The 18487-nt window shown below is 66.4% G+C and carries 19 protein-coding genes and 1 pseudogene; 15 read left to right on the forward strand and 5 right to left on the reverse strand.

Annotation, left to right across the window (positions count from 1 at the left end; all coding sequences use genetic code 11):
• Positions 1-513 precede the first annotated feature (513 nt).
• The 10 genes and pseudogenes from EPD65_RS00305 (at position 514) to EPD65_RS00345 (ending at position 8993) form a co-directional block, all read left to right on the forward strand.
• Positions 514-777 (forward strand): hypothetical protein, encoded by a 264-nt coding sequence (locus EPD65_RS00305; protein WP_131580777.1) that lies wholly within the window; start codon positions 514-516, stop codon positions 775-777.
• A gap of 3 nt (positions 778-780) precedes the next feature.
• A complete protein-coding gene (locus EPD65_RS00310; protein ID WP_131580779.1) occupies positions 781-1155 on the forward strand; it encodes a hypothetical protein in 375 nt (124 codons plus the stop codon).
• The gene (locus EPD65_RS00315) at positions 1133-3664 is read left to right on the forward strand and encodes an ATP-binding protein (RefSeq protein ID WP_131580781.1); all 2532 of its coding nucleotides are present in this window, start codon (positions 1133-1135) and stop codon (positions 3662-3664) included. Before EPD65_RS00310 ends, EPD65_RS00315 begins: the two co-directional genes overlap by 23 nt.
• A complete protein-coding gene (locus EPD65_RS00320) occupies positions 3661-5499 on the forward strand; it encodes a hypothetical protein (protein WP_131580783.1) in 1839 nt (612 codons plus the stop codon). Before EPD65_RS00315 ends, EPD65_RS00320 begins: the two co-directional genes overlap by 4 nt.
• Positions 5489-6016: a hypothetical protein gene (locus tag EPD65_RS00325; RefSeq protein ID WP_131580785.1), complete on the forward strand. Its 528-nt coding sequence runs from the start codon at positions 5489-5491 to the stop codon at positions 6014-6016. Before EPD65_RS00320 ends, EPD65_RS00325 begins: the two co-directional genes overlap by 11 nt.
• Positions 6013-7011, forward strand: a complete 999-nt coding sequence (locus EPD65_RS00330; RefSeq protein WP_131580787.1) for a M23 family metallopeptidase — start codon at positions 6013-6015, stop codon at positions 7009-7011. Before EPD65_RS00325 ends, EPD65_RS00330 begins: the two co-directional genes overlap by 4 nt.
• The gene (locus tag EPD65_RS00335; protein ID WP_131580789.1) at positions 7008-7286 is read left to right on the forward strand and encodes a hypothetical protein; all 279 of its coding nucleotides are present in this window, start codon (positions 7008-7010) and stop codon (positions 7284-7286) included. Before EPD65_RS00330 ends, EPD65_RS00335 begins: the two co-directional genes overlap by 4 nt.
• 18 nt (positions 7287-7304) lie before the next feature.
• Positions 7305-7475: pseudogene (locus EPD65_RS16705) on the forward strand (helix-turn-helix domain-containing protein); the annotation flags it as partial.
• 45 nt (positions 7476-7520) lie between these two features.
• Positions 7521-8513 (forward strand): hypothetical protein, encoded by a 993-nt coding sequence (locus EPD65_RS00340; protein ID WP_243640356.1) that lies wholly within the window; start codon positions 7521-7523, stop codon positions 8511-8513.
• A 48-nt stretch (positions 8514-8561) separates the two neighbouring features.
• Positions 8562-8993 (forward strand): NUDIX domain-containing protein, encoded by a 432-nt coding sequence (locus EPD65_RS00345; protein ID WP_165872826.1) that lies wholly within the window; start codon positions 8562-8564, stop codon positions 8991-8993.
• 136 nt (positions 8994-9129) lie between these two features.
• Here the strand turns inward: EPD65_RS00345 and EPD65_RS00350 are convergent, their stop codons facing one another.
• The 5 genes from EPD65_RS00350 to EPD65_RS00370 form a co-directional block, all read right to left on the reverse strand.
• Positions 9130-9459 carry a hypothetical protein gene (locus EPD65_RS00350; RefSeq protein ID WP_131580794.1) on the reverse strand — a complete coding sequence of 110 codons (330 nt, stop codon included), beginning with the start codon at positions 9457-9459 and terminating at the stop codon, positions 9130-9132.
• On the reverse strand, positions 9456-9635 hold the full coding sequence (locus EPD65_RS16480; protein WP_243640357.1) for a hypothetical protein: 180 nt from the start codon (positions 9633-9635) through the stop codon (positions 9456-9458). Before EPD65_RS16480 ends, EPD65_RS00350 begins: the two co-directional genes overlap by 4 nt.
• A 922-nt stretch (positions 9636-10557) precedes the next feature.
• Positions 10558-11820 (reverse strand): hypothetical protein, encoded by a 1263-nt coding sequence (locus EPD65_RS00360; protein WP_131580799.1) that lies wholly within the window; start codon positions 11818-11820, stop codon positions 10558-10560.
• On the reverse strand, positions 11739-13043 hold the full coding sequence (locus EPD65_RS00365) for a DUF6493 family protein (RefSeq protein WP_131580802.1): 1305 nt from the start codon (positions 13041-13043) through the stop codon (positions 11739-11741). Before EPD65_RS00365 ends, EPD65_RS00360 begins: the two co-directional genes overlap by 82 nt.
• A complete protein-coding gene (locus EPD65_RS00370) occupies positions 13040-14404 on the reverse strand; it encodes an SWIM zinc finger family protein (protein WP_131580806.1) in 1365 nt (454 codons plus the stop codon). The genes EPD65_RS00365 and EPD65_RS00370 overlap by 4 nt, the downstream gene beginning before the upstream one ends.
• A 281-nt stretch (positions 14405-14685) precedes the next feature.
• Here EPD65_RS00370 and EPD65_RS00375 point away from each other — a divergent pair, with 281 nt between their 5' ends.
• The 5 genes from EPD65_RS00375 to EPD65_RS00395 are packed head-to-tail and all read left to right on the forward strand — an operon-like array spanning position 14686 to position 18441.
• Positions 14686-15090: a hypothetical protein gene (locus tag EPD65_RS00375; RefSeq protein ID WP_131580808.1), complete on the forward strand. Its 405-nt coding sequence runs from the start codon at positions 14686-14688 to the stop codon at positions 15088-15090.
• Positions 15090-15410 carry a hypothetical protein gene (locus tag EPD65_RS00380; RefSeq protein ID WP_131580811.1) on the forward strand — a complete coding sequence of 107 codons (321 nt, stop codon included), beginning with the start codon at positions 15090-15092 and terminating at the stop codon, positions 15408-15410. The genes EPD65_RS00375 and EPD65_RS00380 overlap by 1 nt, the downstream gene beginning before the upstream one ends.
• Positions 15411-15415: 5 nt before the next feature.
• Positions 15416-15676, forward strand: a complete 261-nt coding sequence (locus EPD65_RS00385; protein WP_131580813.1) for a hypothetical protein — start codon at positions 15416-15418, stop codon at positions 15674-15676.
• A 9-nt stretch (positions 15677-15685) separates the two neighbouring features.
• Positions 15686-17062: an FtsK/SpoIIIE domain-containing protein gene (locus EPD65_RS00390; RefSeq protein WP_131580816.1), complete on the forward strand. Its 1377-nt coding sequence runs from the start codon at positions 15686-15688 to the stop codon at positions 17060-17062.
• Positions 17059-18441 (forward strand): replication initiator, encoded by a 1383-nt coding sequence (locus tag EPD65_RS00395; protein ID WP_131580819.1) that lies wholly within the window; start codon positions 17059-17061, stop codon positions 18439-18441. Before EPD65_RS00390 ends, EPD65_RS00395 begins: the two co-directional genes overlap by 4 nt.
• Positions 18442-18487: the final 46 nt, after the last annotated feature.

Below are 18487 nucleotides of genomic sequence, written 5' to 3' on the forward strand. Positions count from 1 at the left end.
TGAAAGGCAGCGAGCAGCATCCGAGCCTCGTGATGCCCCACGGCATCAGCTATGAGATCGAGTCGGAGATGCGGCGACCCCGGGCGCAGCCGAACTGCCTCACGCAGTTGAGCGACAGCAACGTCGGCAGGGACTCCGCGCGCCAGCAGGTTGAGGCTCTGCCCCATCAGCGATGCAGCCCAGACGCGGTCGGCGCTCGCCGGGTTCCGTCTGTTCGAGCCATGCCGCACAGCTCCAACATAGTCGAACATGTGTTCGATCGGGAACCCTCTTTGCACACGACACCGGGCGGCGGGACCCCCGAAAACTTTTCGGGGTTCATTCGCGCGCGTCGGGGTGCACTTGTGACGGAAGGCCGATTCGTCTTCCACAGGCAAACCAAGTGGGCCTAGCGCAATCGTCCTGCGGCGTGGTGGTCTTCTCTTGCAACACAGCTGCAGGACCGCTCTCATCTCGGGGAGACGGCACCGCCGCTCCCCCGAGAGCTTCCATCAAAGTCTCGGGAGGACACACATGAACACGCTCGTTGCTGCCCTGGTGGCCGCTGCCGCACCCCAGCTCAACTCCGACGGCATCGTCCAGTGGGGCGTCAAGAACATCATTCCGATCATCCTGCTGTTCGTCGGGATCGGAATCATCGCCTCGGCCCGTAAGGGCCAGATGAGCCAGAACGCGCTCACTGTCACGAACATCTTGCTCGGTTGCATCGTGATCGCCGGCGCAGCTCTGTTCTACGGCTTCGCCGACAACATCGCGTCCTTCGTCTTCCAGTCGTGACCGATGTTGATCCGGCCTGACGACGACGTCTACCGCGTCGATGCGGTCTGGCTTGGCCCGCGAGGAATGACCCTCCCCTGGGCCGCGCGCTACTCGGCGTACGGCATCTGGGTGGCGCTCTTCGTCTCGGTGCTGATCGTCGAGGCGATCCTGCCGATGCGGGTCAGCCTGCCACCAGTCTGGGAGCTGGTGCTCACGATCCTGGCCACCTACGGCCTGACCGGCGTGATCGATCACGACCGTCCACTGTCCAGCGCCTGGCAGACGCTCCGAGTCGAGCTGACTGCCCCGCGCGAACCAAGGGAGTCCCGTCCCGTGCTGATCAATGCGGCACGCGTGCGGGTGAGGGAGAACCATGTTCAAGAGGCATCCCGGTGACGCAGCTGCCGTAGGCCAGCTGGCGCTCCGCAACATCGACGATCACATCTGCTTCACCGCGGACGAAGCATGGGCTTGGTACGTGCTGCCGACGCAACTCTGGGCCTTTCGATCCGATACTCAGCGCGAGCAACTCCTGCTCGGCTTCGGCGATGGCTTGTCCTGGCTGTCAGGCCATCGTCTGCACCTTCGGGTCACGTCCCGGCCGTACCCGACGGCAGAGTGGGCGCGACAACTGCACCAGTTGACTCCGAAGCCGCTCACCACACCTGGTGCACCGACGTGGTCCGACCACATGGTCGAGATGCAGCAGCACCTCCGCCATCAGACGATGGCCGACAAGGAGATCTACCTCGGTGTGCGGCTGCGGTCTCGGCCGGCTAGCCACCGTGTGATGGCCGCGATCACGCGGCGCCCGACGTACATCGAACATGCTCGTCTGTTGCCGGACATCGAGCGAGTCACGGAAACCATGGCCCTTCCCGGTCTTGAGGGACGACCCGCGACAGCGCAGGAGATGGAGTGGCTGCTTCGGCGCTCCATCGCGCTTGGCATGCCGTCCCCCTCAGACCTCTCCCCCAGCGACGACCCCCGCTGGGAGCGAGAGGACCTGGCGTCCTTCACCGATCAGGTGGAGTACGCCGCGCAGCCGCTCGGCCGCACGGTCAAGCTGACGTCCCGGGGCAGCAACCGTGTGGTCGAGCGGCACGTCGCCGTCATGTCGGTGGGGCGTCTTGAGGAGATCGAGGCACCCGATCCCTCCCACGAGCCGTGGCTGGCACACACCGACAGGCTGCCGTTCCCTGTCGAATGGTCCGCACAGTTCGACGTCCTCTCCGGGGTCGATGCTCGCAAGGCGATCCAGCACAAGCTGCTCGTCGTCCGGGACATGCAGCGCCATTTCGCAGAACACGACCTTGACGAGCCTCTCGCGCTCGATCGCCAGGCACGCCATGCCCGCGAGATCGAGGACCAGATGACGCGAGGGGTCGACGTGGCCGCAACTCGCATCCACGGTTGGTTCCGTGTGGCTGTCGCGGCTCCGACCGAGCAGGAATGCCTGGAACGGGCTCGCAAGGTCGTCACATCCTACCGATCGCGTCGAGTGACAATCGAGCATCCGAAGGGCCAGTACGGACTGCTTCGCGAGTTCATCCCCGGCGAACCCGTCTCCACCAGCGCCTACAAGCGCCGTCTGCCCATGCTCTACCTCGCAGCAGGCGTCCCGACGGCCTCGAGCCGACTCGGAGACCGTCGCGGCCCGTACGTCGGCTACACGGCTGGCGCCTCACGTCGAGCGGTCATGTTCGACACCCACTACGCAACGGAGGTCAAAGAGACGTCGGGCCTCGTTCCAGTCGTAGGCGGACTCGGCGCGGGCAAGAGCGTGCTGCTCGGGCAGCTCGTCTACGAGGCCGTACGCCGCGGCATTCCGTCTGTTGTGCTCGACCCTTCGGGACCGCTGGCTCGACTCACTGCATTGCCTGAGCTCACCGCGCACTCCGAGCACATCGACCTGACGACCGCGGCTTCCGGCACGCTCAACCCGTTCGCCGTCGTGGCGGCGCCTCAGCGTTCCGCCTACCGCACGCCGGAGGCGCTGTCCGAGGCGGAGGTCTTCGCTGCTCAGGACCGCAAGCTCCTGGCGATGGACGTCGTGAAGATGCTCCTTCCAGCCTCAGTCGACGCTCTCCCCCAGACCTCGCTGGTCATCTCAGACGCCATTCGGGCGACGGGTGGCGAGCGGACAGCTTCTCTGTGGGACGTCGTGAAGAACCTCGAGAATCTCGAGGACCCCCACGGGCGGATCGTCGCGAACTACCTGCGCGACATGTCGGAGTTGCCGCTGTCGCGGTTGTTCTTCCCCAGTGCGGATGCACCCGCGGAGCAGCTCGGCGCGACGCTCACCGTGCTGACCATGCCGGGATTGGTACTTCCACCCAAGTCGGTGCCCCGCGACCACTGGTCAACGTCCGAACAACTCGCTGTTCCGCTTCTCCACCTTGCGTCCTGGTACGCCAGCCGCGCGGTTTACGGGCGCAGCATGCAGGACCGCAAGCTGGTGGCTCTCGACGAGACCCACTTCCTCGGCGAATGGTCGGCCGGCCGGGCGCTGTTCACGCGCCTCGGTCGCGATTCCCGCAAGTGGAACACCTGTGTCCTGGCCGCATCGCAGAACCCGTCGGATGTGCTCGGCATGGATGTCGCGAACTTCATGTCGGCGGCGTTCGTCGGTCGCATCGAGGACGAGGACGCCGCTCGCGACGGCCTGCGGATGCTCCGAGTACCAACGGGCATCGGATACGAACGCGCGCTCGCGAGCCTCTCAGCATCCCGAGGCGCCATCGGCTTCCGCGAGTTCGTCATGCGGGACGTCGATGGCAACGTCGACAAGCTGCGCGTTGACCTGACGGGTAACCCGGCGCTGCTCGAGGCGCTCAACACCACCGCCGGCCGAGACTCGGCACCGGCCACTGGCGATGGCGATGACGACGAGGCCGTGGCATGAAGCGGCATGTGCGGCGTGCGCTTGTCCTTCTCGCCCTCCTCGGCATCTTCGTGCTGCCGAGCTGGTTCAGCCTCGCGGATGCGATTCCCGGACTCGATGACTGCAAGGACGCGCCTACCCCTGACATCCCAGGGCAAGGCATCGCTGGATTCTTCAGCCGCACTCCGGACACGCTCCCTGCCCCGGGAGACCCGTTCACAACGAACCCGTCGACCACGATCTACCAGCAGTACGGCTACGCCGGCCTTCGCTGGAGCACCTACGACCTCGGATGTGGCCCCGATGCCATGCGAAATCCCGACGCAGTCATCGGCACGGCGTTCGCGAACTGGGTCCAGCAAGCGCCGCTGGCACTGACGGCACTCACAGGCTCCGTCACGGAGGTGGCGTTCAACCCGACGTTCCTCAACGTCTTCGATCCGGTGATCATTCGCGTGTCGGATGCACTCCACGAGAACCTCTTCGCCACCTGGATCCCGGCGGTTCTCGCGCTCTTGGGCATCCTGCTGATCTGGCGTGCGAACCGTGCTTCCCTCGCTACCTCGGCTGCTGCCGTCGGCTGGGCGCTGATGGTCATCATGATCGCGACCGCGCTGTTCCGCTGGCCCGTGGAAGCCGGCCACGCCGCCGACCTCACCGTGACAAGGACGCTGGGAACCGTCGTCGCCAAGCTCGACGGTAACTCGGCCGATGTTGATCCCGGCACCGCAGTTGCATCGAACGTCGTGGACTCGATCTTCTACCGCGCTTGGCTCGCCGGCACCTTCGGCTCGGCGGATTCTCGGACCGCCCGTGAGTATGGCCCGAAGATCTTCGCGGCGCAGGCGCTGACCTGGCGCGAGGCGGATCTGCTCGAGCGCGATCCCGAAGCCGGCAAGAAGCTCGTCGAGGCAAAGCAGGAGACCTGGAAGCGCCTGGCCGGTGAGATCGAGGAGAAGGACCCGGCGGCGTATGAGTACCTCACCGGCAAGCGATCCGACACGCGGGTCGGCTACGCGATGCTGGCGGCCCTCGGCGCATTCCTCTCGCTCCCCTTCCTCCTCGTGTCAGCACTGCTCCTGCTCGGCTGCTTCATGATCGTCCGGCTCGCCGTGATGCTCTTCCCGGCGTTCGCGACGCTCGGCGCGTTCCCAACCGCACGCGGCATCGTGACTGGGCTTGGTCGAACCGTCGCTGCGGCGGTCGTAAACTCCATCGTCTTCGGCATCGGCGCCGGCGTGACGATCTCGGTGCTGGGGATCCTGCTCGCCCCTGCTGGCGCACCTGCGTGGCTCGGCCTGGTCCTCATGCCGCTGTTCAGCTTCATCATGTGGATGGCGTTGCGTCCGTTCAGGCGACTGACGTCAATGGTGAAGGCGGACGACGACCACTTCCGACGCGCGGCAGGTGCGGACAGCTCTGCCATGTCGCTCGCAAAGCAAGTCGCGATCACGGCCGCAGCCTCGGCCTTTGGCGGAGGGGCAGGAGCAGCGGTCGGAGCCCAGCAGGCTGCGAAGAGCCAGAGTGACGAGGAGACGGATCGTGTTGAGGCACGGCCGACCCCATCACCGCGCCTCAATCCAGAGCCGCTCGCGCTGGCTTCGGCGAAGTCTTCGACCAGGCCGCACCCCGGCGATGGGCCGAGCTCTCCGGAGGGACCCCAATCGACACGGCAGGAAGGACGGTCCGACGCATCAGGCTGGGGCGCGTCGTCCGGCACCGCCTTCCGTCCGGCAAGCGCAGGCGCTGAGGTGCCGCCGTTGATGCCGACCGAGCCCGACATGGACGGTGATGACGAGGTGTACGCCATCTACCGTCCCGGGGACAGCGAACGGGAAGACGACGATGTCGCATAACCCTCTGATCTGGCTCCTTCACAGTCCAGCCCGGTTCATTGCGGGCCTGATTGCGCTGGGTCTTGTCGCTGTTGGGCTGTTGCTCGCGACGGCCATCGGTACGCCCTGGGCGACGTCCCAAGGGGCTGGGGAGAAACAGCGCGGACCGATTGCGGAAGCAGTCCTGCCGGCACCGTCAGCGACGACCGTCGAAGAGGATCCAGTTCACGGCGACCGCACTCTCGGGCCTAAGGCACGACGCGTCCTTGATCGATTCCTCGATTCCTACCTGGCACCAACGACGCCGACCGAACTCCTCCGGCTCCAGCCGCTCGCAACCGAGGAGCTCTGGCGTGGCCTGAAGGTGGCCAACCCGCACAATCTCCCTCGTGGCCCCGTCCGGAAGGTGGAGGTCGACGCAGCGAGCCCGTTCTCCACGATCTTCGCCGTTGAGCTGCCGGACGTCCGGCTGTTGGTCGATGTTGTGCGGGAGCCTGCGGGCATCCGCATCGCCTCCGTGGAACCGGAGGGGCGATGAAGATCCTCGTCGGCTCGCTTGTCGGTGGCGCCGCCCTCGTCGGCAGCACCGCAGCACTGCTGCCCCTCGCGATGATGACTTCAATGGGCGTTTCCGACGTTGCCCTCGCTCCTGTCTCGAGCTGCACTGTCGATGCGAGTGGCCTGACCGTCGACGACCTCGATACTGAACAGCTCAAGAACGCCGCGACGATCATCGGCGTGGCCGTCTCGTTGAAGGTCCCACCGCGGGGTCAGGCCATTGCCATCGCGACGGCCATGCAGGAGTCCGGCCTTCGGAATCTCGCCTACGGCGACCGTGACTCCCTCGGACTCTTCCAGCAGCGACCGAGCCAAGGTTGGGGGTCTCCCTCTGAAGTACGCGATCCCGCGCGTGCCGCCAGTGCCTTCTTTGGTGGCCCAGCGTCGCCGGTCAAGAACGGTGGTCTGCTGTCCGTCAAGGGCTGGCAGGACATGGAGCTCTGGGAGGCTGCGCAGGCGGTGCAGAGGAGCGGCTTCCCCACCGCCTACGCGAAGTGGGAGGGCCTCGCCAACGACGTGGTCACCAAGCTGTCGGGCGCGACGAGCACCTGTGAGCCTCTGGCGGTGGGAAGTTGGACGCTACCGATCAGCACCGGATACACGCTGACCTCCGGTTTTGGCTCCCGCGTGCACCCGATCACCGGCGAGGTCCGTTTCCACGCAGGCCTCGATATGGCCGCTCCGACCGGCACACCGGTTCGCGCGGCAGCCGCCGGCGAAGTCACCTGGGCCGGCGTGGTCAGCGGATACGGCAACCTCGTCCGAATCCGCCACGCGGGGAATATCGAGACCTACTACGGCCACCTTTCCGCATTCGTGGTGCGCGCAGGACAGCAGGTCCAGGCAGGTGACCTCATCGGCAAGGTCGGCAGCACCGGCAACTCCACCGGGCCCCACCTCCACTTCGAGGTTCGCCACAACGGTGAGCCCACCAATCCGGATCCGTTCCTCCGTGAGAAGGGACTCAAGCCATGAGCACAGCTGAAAATCGCTATCCGTGGTTCGGCCAGCCGCCCGCGCGCACCCCTCAGCCGTCAGCCAAGGTCCCCGCGCTGATGGGCAAGCGCGTGATCCTGTCGACTCCCGAGGGCTTCGTCTACGACATGCGGGCGGCGGGAGAGCGGTACATCGACGCCGAGTGCCGCGACCTCGTCGACATCGTGACCGAAGAGGCCTGGTATCGCTGGATGCTGCTCGGCAAGGAACCACGAAAAGCCCCGTGGGCCGCTCATCTGGTCTGGGTGGAATGAGTCGCCGTCATGCGCGGGATGACCACGGATCTCACTCTCGGGCGCCGAATCGCCTGGTATCGCCAGCGCCGCGGAATGTCCCAGGAAGTCCTGGCGGGCATGCTCGGCCGGACAGTCAGCTGGCTCAGCAAGCTCGAAAACGACGACATCACACTTGACCGTCTGTCGGTGTTGCGAGCAGTCGCAGAATGCCTCGACATAGCCCTCGGCGACCTTCTCGCAGAACCATCGTTGATGGAGTGGACGACCGACTCAGGTCAGCGCACCGTGCCGGCCCTGCGGGAAGTGCTGATGGACTATCGGATCCTTCTCGGCACGACCAGCGCGGTTGCTGATCCTACGGATCTGCAGCAGCTCAAGACCGACGTCGACGAGGTCTGGTCGGCGTACCAAGACGCTCGCTTCGGCTTCGTCGTTGCTGCCCTCGTGAGGCTGATCCCGCGCGCCCGAGCAGCAGTCGCGACGTACGCAGGAGACGAGCGGGCAATCGCTGCCGGCCGACTCGCCCTCGCGTACCAGGTCGCCGCGTCCACTCTGACCAAGCTCGGTGAGGTCGACCTGGCTTGGACGGCATCCGAACGCGGAATCGCGATGGCGCACGAGAGCGGAAACCCCGTCGTGATCGGCTCACTGCTCCGCTCCATCACGCACTCGCTGCTCTCCACGGGCCAGTACGTCGACGCAGTGCGGATCACGAACGACGCAGCCGACTTCTTCGAGCCACACCTTCACCGCCCAAGCTCCACGATGCTGTCCGTGTACGGCACTGCGCTGCTCGCAGGAGCGATGGCCTCTGCACGAGCCGGCGACCGCGAAACGACTCGAGACTTTCTGAACGCCGCGAGCGACGCCGCACGTCGTCTCGGGCGGGACGAGAACAAGTTGTGGACCGCCTTCGGTCCGACGAACGTCGCGATCCATCGCGTCTCGACGGCCATGGAGCTGGGGGACGTCCCGGTTGCCCTGAAGCTCGGGCCCGACCTGGACACTCGATCTGTTCCGATTGAGCGCAGGGCGCGGCACTCGCTCGAGGTCGCCCGCGCCCTCACGACTGCAGGACGCCGTGACGAGGCTCTCGCAACAGTCCTCGATGCCGAATATCGAGCCCCCGAGCAAGTCAGGTACCACTTCTTGACTCGCTACCTCGTGCAGACGTGGATGCGGTCCGTCAAGGGCAAGCCCTCCCTGGACCTCGCGCAACTCGCCACCCGCCTGCACCTCGGCTAGCCAGTCTGCGCCTAGGGTCGGAGCGTGACTCACGCGGACACTCCCCCGATGGCGACGCCCCGTGTTGCGGCCGGAGCACTGATCCGGAACTCCGCGGGCGAGATCCTGCTGGTCAAGCCGACCTACAAGGACGGCTGGGAGATCCCCGGCGGCTACGTGGAGCCTGGCGAATCTCCGCGGGCCGCTTGCATCCGTGAGATCCGGGAGGAACTCGGAGTCGACCACCCCGTTGGGAACCTGCTCGTCGTGGACTGGGCGCCGGCCGAGCAAGAGGGTGACAAACTGCTCTTCATCTTCGATGCATCGCACGTTGAACTGTCTGCTCTGACACTTCCGCCCGATGAACTGTCTGAAGCCAAGTACTGGCCCGCCGGCTTGATCACGTCGGTCACTCCCCCGCGCCTCGGACGACGAATCCTTGCCGCCGCCCGCGCAGACCAGGGACACCTAGGCACGTACCTAGAACACGGAACCGCCTGACGAGCGGTGTTCGCGGGATTCGGCGAACGCACCAAAAGGGTGCGCTCGTCGGACCACGCTCACATCTGGCCACACCGACAACCGGAGCCTGACCGGACCGTTCCCGCAACTTGCGACCATTCGCGCAGCGGTCGACCTACCAGCGTCGTCGCGCGAGCCAGTAGATCCGCTTGGCTTCCTCCAGTGATAGGTCCGGAGGCGGCAGGTCACCCCGGGTCTTGAACTGCCACATCACGGCACGGGCGCCTGCTAAGTCGAGACCGAGGTTCAGCAAATCTTTGAGCGCCTCGAGGGATGCCACGGTGACACGGAAGTGGCTCTGACCGGGTGAATAGAAGCGCCGGTCGAGGCACCAGCAGACTTCGTGCGCCTTCCAGATGGGGATGTCGAGCTCAGCCGCAACCCGCTTCGCGGATACGAGGAGACGCGGTGGGTCCGGGGCGTCCCACTCGTTCGGGTCGTTCACCACCAGCGCCTCGCAGACTCGCGAGGCATGTCGTTCACCCACGCCAGCAATGAGCCGTAGACGATCCGGTAGCGGCTCTTTCCCTCGCCGATGAAGACCCGGTCAACGTCGCCATTCGTGACTGCTTGGCGGATGGCGTGCTCGGGAAGGCTCAGCATCCATGCAGCCTCCTTCACGTTGACGAGGATCTTCTCGTCCCACGGGTCCGGGCTCTCTGCGGTGAATAGGGCATCGCCGCGGGGACGGTGGCTGGCCCTTCGCTTGCCAGCTGGTGAGTCGACCGTCCGGTCCGGTGCCGGCGGGGTCGACCGCCGTCGCGTCCGGGTCACTCGCGCTGTGCTGTAGCTGGGCGAGGCGAACGTGACTCGCTCGGCGGTCGCGGTGACCGCGACGCGCTCGGGCTCGGGAGGTGCAGGCGGGTTCGGAGCTTGCCCGTCATTCGCGAGCCACTCTCGCCCCAGCTCGGTGATGGAGGCACTCCAGCGGGGGCCGCGTCCTTTCACGGTGGCTAGGCCGCGGGTTGCCAGTGACCTGGCTGAGGTTCTGCGCGAGTTAGGAGCGTCACCGTCGGCGTGGCCGTCAGCGATCCATTGAAGGGTGTCGAGCTGCAGCCCGGTCAGTCGGCTTCCCATGCCGGCGAGGCTAGCCGCCCGTGTATATACACCTGGTGCGTCTGTGCTCGTCAGTGTGCGCGGCGACTGCTGCGCCTCCTCAAGGGCACGATCGCACGAGAGGTTTCGAGCTACCGGAGACGCCCAATACCCTGCTTAGCGTCGAGGATCTGCGCCGGACCCGGCAGCGTCGAAGTCCTCGGAACCTGCCAGATCCACGCCAGCCGCATCGAACGCCGACTTCGTGAACGATCCGACTTCGTCCAGCCACCGAGAGTGGATCTCGGCGTCCTGACCGACCTGTGACAGAAGCACCGCAATCTGTCGAAATCCCCTCGCACGTGGATTGTTCGGTTTCCAGCCTCGAAACCGCGCCGGCGAAGCGGGGCCGGCATCGATCCAATGGGGTACTACGCGGGGCGCCATGAGACTCGTCGAAGTTGGCCTGCTTGGACCGGCGGGCACGAGTCGGCGCACCGAATTGGCCTCAGCGCATGAGACGGCGCGCGGCCTTGGCGAGCATCGATGACGACTTGCCCGTTGCGAGTTCACGGAACGCAACGGGTAGTTCGATTGTGGTGCCCGTCCGCTCAGCGAGGACCGCGGCCACTTCCAGGAATGCCCCGGCATCGCGTCGTCCGGGCAGCACGGCGACGATTTCTCGGAGGGCGTGCAACACGTGCGGAACGGCGGCATCGTTTCCGCGAGTGCATTCCGCAAGGCCATCGCTGATTCGTTTCCCGATGACGATGTCGTCGGCAAGCAGGAGGGCTGCCTGCCGGCCGAGCTCCTTGCCGTCGAGTACACCGTGGCGCGCTAGGTCCAGGATGGCGTCCTGGGCTGCAGTTCGGCTGCGCGCATCCTTGGCCGCGAGCGCTAGTACGAGCGCAGAAGATGACGGCGAGCCGTTGACGGTCCGGGCTCGCGCGATCGCATCAATTACCTGGACGGAGCACGCGCGGTCCTTTCGAAGGTCGCGGTGGAGGTACGGGTGAGCGTGAGCCGCCAGTACGTCGTGGTCGTGCGGCAAAAGGGCTGCCCCGAGTCCTAGTGTCTGCTCGAAGTGCGGTTCGTATTCGCCGTACGCCGACTCCGGCTCGGCCGTTGCTGCGGGGCTGGATCTTGCGAAGATGCCTGCTCCGGCATGCCCTTCGCTCCCTTTCACGTCGCGGAAGGTGGCGACCCGTCGTTCGGGCTCCCAACTCATGCGTTGGTATGAGGCGACCTCTCGCAGCCAACCGGGGTGGTTCGCCCGCTGAGCCTGGGCGACGGCAGCGGACTTGCGCAGCGATCGCGGGATCATGACTCCTGATCGCGCGCTTGGCGGGATCCTTAGCAGCGCGATGGTCAATTCGAGTTCGAGGATCGAGCGAGACCGGCCCGCAAGCTCAACGCGTCGGTTGAGCTCATCCGCGTCCAGCGTGAAGTCGGCCCGCGATGGAAGTGCTAGCGAGCCCTGGCCTCCTTCGCGGACAGCGTGCGCGACGCCAGAAAGGCGTCGGCCGATCGCTCCGACGAACGATTCCGGGAGGGCCGCTTGGGTGGGGAGGATTGCCTGGCCGAGTACGACCCTCCAGTCGCCGTCGAGGACGCGCTTGCGAGGCGTGAGCCAGGCGAGTGTCAGGGTGCGGACCGCGCTATACGGGCATTCCCCGTAGTACTCAGTCTTCATCGCCCGTTCCAGCAGGAGGTCAGCAGTCGATGGGCGGTGGTCGGCGAACCGCAGCAGCCCGTCGATCGCGCGCTCCATCTCGAGCGCGTCGAGCTCTTCGAAGAGGTCAAGGAGTACTTCGGCAAGCTCGTCAGCCGATTCGACTGGCCGCACAACGGCGGCTGGGGGCGTGCTTCGGGCTGGGCCGCGACAAACTCTTGCGGTTCGTCAGCCTTGCCTGCGTCGACTCCAAGCCGCTTCAGGATCGTGGCCGCCTGATCGCGTACGTCGGCCCGGCTGTGCTCCATGGCGATCTGCACCGTGGCCACGATGGAGAGTTCGGGGTGCGCCGTGGCGATCTTCTCGAGCAGGCGCAGTTGGGCGACGACAGTTGCCTTGTCGGCACGCCCAAGGGTTCCTCGGCTCGCAGCAATGACCGGCTCTGGTTCAAAGCGCGTGTCGGGTAGCAGTCTGAGTAGCTCACGCTGGGCTGCCCTCACTGACGGTCCATGTTCGGCGGTGAGTATCCGCGCATAGGTCCCTTGACGTTCGGCGACCTCGTCAAGGGTCGGCGCGAGGGCGTCGTGCATGACCACAAACCAGCCAAGATCGATGGCTGCCCAGTCACGCAGCGGAGCCGCGAGCACCGTGTCGAGCAGTTTCCCGCGGTCAAGCCGTCCTTCCTGGGACAACGCCAGGAGGGTCACACGCCAGGTCGCGGCAGCCATGGGCAGGCGGCGGGGCGTGTGTGCGTAGAAGGTCTCTGCGAACTTGTCGTGGTAGGCGAGTAGCCGGCCAGTCCCCTCGGTTGCGAGCATCGTGATCAGGTGGTCACCAGCGAGCGCTGGGTCGGCATCGAGCTGGTCGATTAGCGGCGCACGCTCCTTCGCCCAGTAGTCAGGCACGCCCCTGACGGTGCCCCGGAAGTACTCGGGATGGTCCGGCACCGGTGCCACGCCGGCACGGACAAGTCCACGAGCGAGTCGCCAGTTCCCGAATTCGTCGTCGAGCAAGGAGTCGACGAACTCGGGCAGCCAACCGGGGTTGCGGGCCTTCAGGATGGCGACTGCGTGATCCACGTGGAAGCGGTCAAACCCGAAGGCCTGCTGGGCGACCATGGCCTGCCGGTGGCCGCCCGCTGTTGCGAGGACCGCGAGAGCGGCGTGGGCCGAAGAGACCCGGGTGGGGTTCCCCCGGGTGAGCCATCCGCGCGCCTTCGGACCCAGCGCTTTGCGGTCAGCGTCGCTGAGATTGAGGAGGCCTGACATGACCTCGTCCGTGTCCCCGCGTACCAGCCAAGTGAGGATCGCGTCCAGGCTCATCGCTCCCGCTTTCGGACCAGGTCGACGGCCAGTACGTGCTTGCAGGGGCCGCGGTTTCCCTTGTGCTTTGCATACCAGGGGCAGGTGCACCGGTCGCCGTCGACCACGCGGCGTACGACGTGCTCGGTGTCGCCGCTTCGGACGTAGGCGGTCTCGCCGTCGAGTCGCACGGCGCTCGTCTCGACCAGGGTGATCGCGTCCCGTAAGCGGGGATGCATCGTGGCGAGCCTGTCGGCGTCGTAGGGAAGTTCGCGGTGGAAGTAGCCGCCTTCAGCGACGTCGTACCCGACCCTGCCCGCCGCCCCGAGGCGGCTGAGCGCGCGGGTGACCCGGTCCTCGGCGAGGCCTGCCTCGGCCGAAAGACCCGAGATGTCGATCCTCGGCTCAAAGGTGAGAAGGGCACTGATGAGGTCCGCGTCTTCGGCGGATTGCTCGTCGGCGAGGTCCCAGAGAACTCCGCCTTCTCCGGAAAACCCACGGCTGGACTCGGGGCTGAGGACGAGGACAAAGCGCGCGTCGTCGAGCTCGAGCTCCCACACACCAGTGGCACCCTGTGCGTCATGCGGAGCTGCATACGCACGCAGGGAGCGGGCGAAGCGGAGCAGCGGTTCAAGCGGCTTGAGCCGATCGAGCCCCGACAGGGATACCGCGTCCGGAGTCGGGCGCGTAGTGATGCGCAGCCCGCGTCCGGCCGGGACGACCCAGACTGGCTTGCGACTACCGGAGCTCGGCAGGCCCCGGATGAAGCGTCGCGCCTCGGATGCCGCAACATCGAAGGCCGGGGAGACGGTCGCGCAAGCAATCTGAACCTCAGCGAAGCCCTTGAGCCATCGTTCGGGCAAAGGAACCTTCTTTTCGGTCACCTCAGCGTCAAGAGTGCGAACCACGACGTCCTCGCCGACCTGGAGATGCAGCGGTTCCAGACCGCCGATGCGGGCGAGGGCATCGCGCATCGGCGGGTTGAAGTCAACATTGGTCGTGCCGGTGTCGAGCAGGGTGCCGTCAAGGCTGCCCGGCAGGGCGTCGTAGCGCGCGTACACCCCGCAGCACGCGGAGAAGCTCTCGAATCGGAGCCGATCGCCGTTGCTGGTCACGACGGGGTCGGCGGCCCGCAGGATCGCGGCAACCATTCCGGGTGGCACATAGAAGCGAGTACGGGCGACCTTGGCGACCGCGAGTAAAGCCGCCGCCGCTTGCTCGGCATGCCCGAGGAAGCCATCGAAGAACACAGGGTGGGTGGCCGGGCCGGCTGCGGTACGCCCGCCGCTGGTCGCGAGCAACAGGTCGGCTCGTCCGCCGCTGAAAGTCAGCTCCGACGGGCGGACGTAGCTGTACGTCTGTTCATCGGTGGTCACGGCCATGGCCGAGAACTTATCCGAGCAGAACCTTGGCGGTCCGGGCTGCCGCTGAATTCCCGAGAATTCGGCGAGCGACTTCGTCAACGCGAGGTGACGTCACTGCCACCACGGCCGTGCAATGCGTTTGCACATGCCGCGGCACTTCCCTCAATCGAGTGCGCGTCATCTGGACCGTGGGCCAACCGCTTCTCGACCCCTGAAAACTTTTCGGGGTTCGTCCGACTAATCGCGCTTCCACTTGAAGAGCACCCGCCAGAGGGGCGGGACTTCGAGAGGAAGAAGCAATGCCCAGCTACGCAATCGACAGCAAGCGTCAGCCGATGACCGCCACTGGGATCGTCGAGCCCGTCTTCGAGTGGGAGGAGACGCCGGACGGCCGCCGTCGGCCCTCCGAGACGCAGGCGCGCAACGAAGCGACCGGGATGCCGCTGTGGCAGGTCGAGGTGCTTTACACGCAGGTCGTGTTCGGCCGCCGATCGACCGCAACCGCGATGGTCACGGTCGATGCCGAGGAGGAGCCGAAGCCCCGAGACCTGAGTCCGATCGGCTTCGTCGCGCTGCGAGCGGAAGTTCGCGTCAACAAGGCCGGCGGCATCACCGAGTACTGGAATGCCGAGTCGGTTCTCCTCCCGAGCTCGTCCAGCAAGCCCGCAGGTGCCGGCAACCCGAACGACAAGGCGGCCGCGTGATGCACGTCGAGTTCACTCGGGATGCCCCGAACTGGGAAGGCTGGGCCTTCGGCGACCTCGCGGCTGCCGTGTGCCGGGCGGTCGAGGTCGTCGGGCCCAACGCAAATGTGTCCGGCATCGCCGCACACGAAGGGCCTGATGGGACGGTGACGGTCGCCCTCGGCGTACCGGGCCCCGAGGAGGTCGCACGGCTCCAGGCCGAGGCCACATCTGGCGAGTACGAGTACATGTTCCTCAGCCGGCCGACACCCTGGGCGTGGGAGGCGGAGATCAACCGTGTCCGACTGCTCGTAGCTGTACCGCGGGGTGACCGGCGATGATGAGCGTGGAGCGACTGGACCGCTGGGATCGTCATTTCGGCGGGCAGGGTCTCGCCCGTACGGCCGATGACCTCTGGATGGTCGTCAAGCGGCTCGATGAGGTGGAGGACGCACTGCTCTGGGCAGTTCGCTTCCTCGCGGGGTGCCCTAACGAGGCGGTTGAGAACGATCTCCGCGTCGCCAAGGACTGCGTCCAGGATTCCTTCGAGGAGCTCCGCACGACGGTCCGCACCATCCGCGCCGCGGTCGCTGAGCAGGCGAGCTGAGGGCATGAGATGTACGCCGCCAGCACCACACTCTCGCGAGCATTGGCGGTGAACGCGGGCCGGGTGCTCCGCCACCTGCGCGCGGCACCCGGCCTGGCCCTCGTGGCAATCGCGCTGATCTGGCTGGGGTGGCCTTGGTCGGCCTTCCCCGCCTTCATCCTCGCGGTCGCCCTGTCGACCGGCGAGCTCCTGTGGGTCAGAGCCACAGCCAATCCCAACCGGTTGCTTTGCCTTGTGCTCGGCCTGATCGGCTGCCGCCGAGTCCGGAGCCGCTGGGCTGAGGTCTGCGAATCGGCCGGCCTGGCACGGGGATCAGGAAATGCGCTCCATCTCCCCCAGCTCATGAAGGTCACCGCGACCTGGCCTTACGTCTCGGCGCGTGTGCGTCCTCTCATTGGCCAGACCGCGACCGACTTCGTCGCCGCCAGCGAGGCGATACGCATGGCGATGAACGCGAGTCGTCTCCGCATCGAGCCAGCCGGCCCCCGTGAGCTCGACCTCGCCTTCACTGTCGGCGACCCGCTTGCCGCCGTGTCCCCCGCTGACATCTCACAAACTTCCGACTTGGACGCGCTGACGATCGGAGTCCGCGAGGACGGGGCGCCGTGGCGCATTGCTGTCGGACCGCACACTCTCGTCGCCGGTTGCTCAGGTGCGGGCAAGGGCTCGGTCTTCTGGAGCACCGCCTTCGCGCTGGCGCCGCACGTCCCAACCGGAACGGTCCGCCTCCACGGCATCGACCTCAAGGGAGGGATGGAAGTGCTGGTTGGCGAGGGACTCTTCACGTCCGTTGCCACCAACGCCAAGGATGCCGTCGCGCTGCTCGAGCAACTCGTCCAACTCATGCAGCAACGCACCGTCAGGTACGCCGGCCGCGTGCGCTCGCACACACCGACGGCCGACGACCCGCTCGAGGTAGTGATGATCGACGAGCTGGCCGCTCTGACCGCCTACGCCAACGACCGCGACCTCCAGCGTCGCGCGGACACCGCGATCAACCTGCTCTGCTCCCAGGGCCGTGCGCCGGGATTCATGGTCCTCGCTTGCCTGCAGGACCCTCGCAAGGAAGTCGTGCCATCACGCGGCCTGTTTACCCAGACGATCGGGCTCCGACTCAAGGATCGGAGCGAGACGACGATGGTCCTGGGCGATGGCGCCACTGAGTCTGGTGCCCTGTGCCACCAGATTCCCCGCGCTCTGCCTGGCGTCGCTTACGTGTCCAGCGAGGAACTGAGCCACCCCATGCGGGTCCGCGCCTTTTACGCCGATGACGAGGCGATCAGGGCTACCGCCCAGCAATACTCGGCCCCTGAGCGCCTCGAGGTTCCGACCTTTCGAGAGCCGGCCGATCGCCGGCGCCTGCGGACCGTGGAGGCAAGCGAATGACCACCGCGGCTCCGGACCGTGAGCTGCTCCGCATGGCCGCGGAGGCTGCGACCACAAAGGCCGCGGCGGCAGCGAATGGGTGCGAGCGTCCGGTGCGTCTGAAGGGCTCGAAGTCCCTCGTCAACGTCAAGACCGGCGAGCTCACCACTCTCTATTCCTCCGATCAGGAACTCGACGGCACGACCTACGTCCGGTGCGGCAACCGGCGCGAGGCAGAGTGCGAGTCGTGCAGCCATGAGTACAAGGGCGATGCCTGGCACCTACTCGTCGCCGGTCTATCGGGAGGCAAGGGAATTCCGGCTGAGGTTGCGAGCCGGCCGGCCACGTTCTTGACACTCACGGCACCGTCGTTCGGGCCGGTCCATGGCCTACGCGAGAACGCGCCCTGCCGGCCACGGCGTGACCACCCGCGCTGCCGCCACGGTCGAGCCCTGTGGTGCAACCGTCGACACTTCCCGGGGGATCCCATGAACGGTGAGCCGCTGTGCCGGGATTGCTATGACTACGTCGCGCACGTCTTGTGGCAGTGGCACGTGCCCGAGCTGTGGCGCCGGTTCATCATCCGGCTCCAGCGCCTGCTCGCGGCTGCGGCCGGCATCGCCGCAACGGACTTCAAGAAGTACGCGAAGGTCTCGTACTCGAAGGTCGCCGAGTTCCAGATCCGAGGGGTTGTCCACTTCCACGTACCGATGCGCCTCGACGGTCCCCTCGGGCCTGACGGGCCGGCCTGCGAGTTGCCAATCTCCGCTGAGGTCCTCGAGCACGTTGCGAAGGCAGCTGCGGAGGAGGTTTGGGTCGACTCGGAGCCACTGCGAGATGGAACGGTCGTGCGTCTTCGCTGGGGCAAGCAGGTCGACCTGCGGACCATCAGCAGCGAACACTCGCGCGACGCCGATCGCTCGTCGCACGGCACTCATCCAGAGCAAGTTGCGTCGTACCTGGCGAAGTATCTGACGAAGGCGACCGCTGAGTTCGGGCTCCCGACGCGCGTGCGATCCGCCATCCACGCACGTTCGTGCGGTGCTTCTCCACAGGCGGCGAAGATCGTCGAGACGTGCCAGCGCATAGCGCGCGAAGGTGGACCGTATGAGCGGCTTGCCATGTACTACGCGACGCTCGGCTACCGCGGGCACCCAATCACGAAGTCGCGCGCGTACTCCGTCACCTTCGGTCAGCTTCGTCGTGCACGCCGCGTGTTCAGGAGGGCCTCCCACGTCGATCCCAACGCCGACGTCCGTGACCTCCCGGACGACGAGGTCCCAGAGGGCTTCGAACTCGTGTCGTCCTGGCTCTACGTGGGCCGCGGATACCTGGAGCTCGACCAGGCGGCGCGCGCCGTGGAGTCCGCCATCCGGTCTCGGTCGCGCGGGCATGACTGACCGTCCAACATCTCTGCGCGCTGGCGCCTTCCCAATACCTGCTTCC

The sequence above is a fragment of the Nocardioides jejuensis genome (genome assembly GCF_004337475.1).
GTDB classification, from domain to species: Bacteria; Actinomycetota; Actinomycetes; order Propionibacteriales; family Nocardioidaceae; genus Nocardioides; species Nocardioides jejuensis.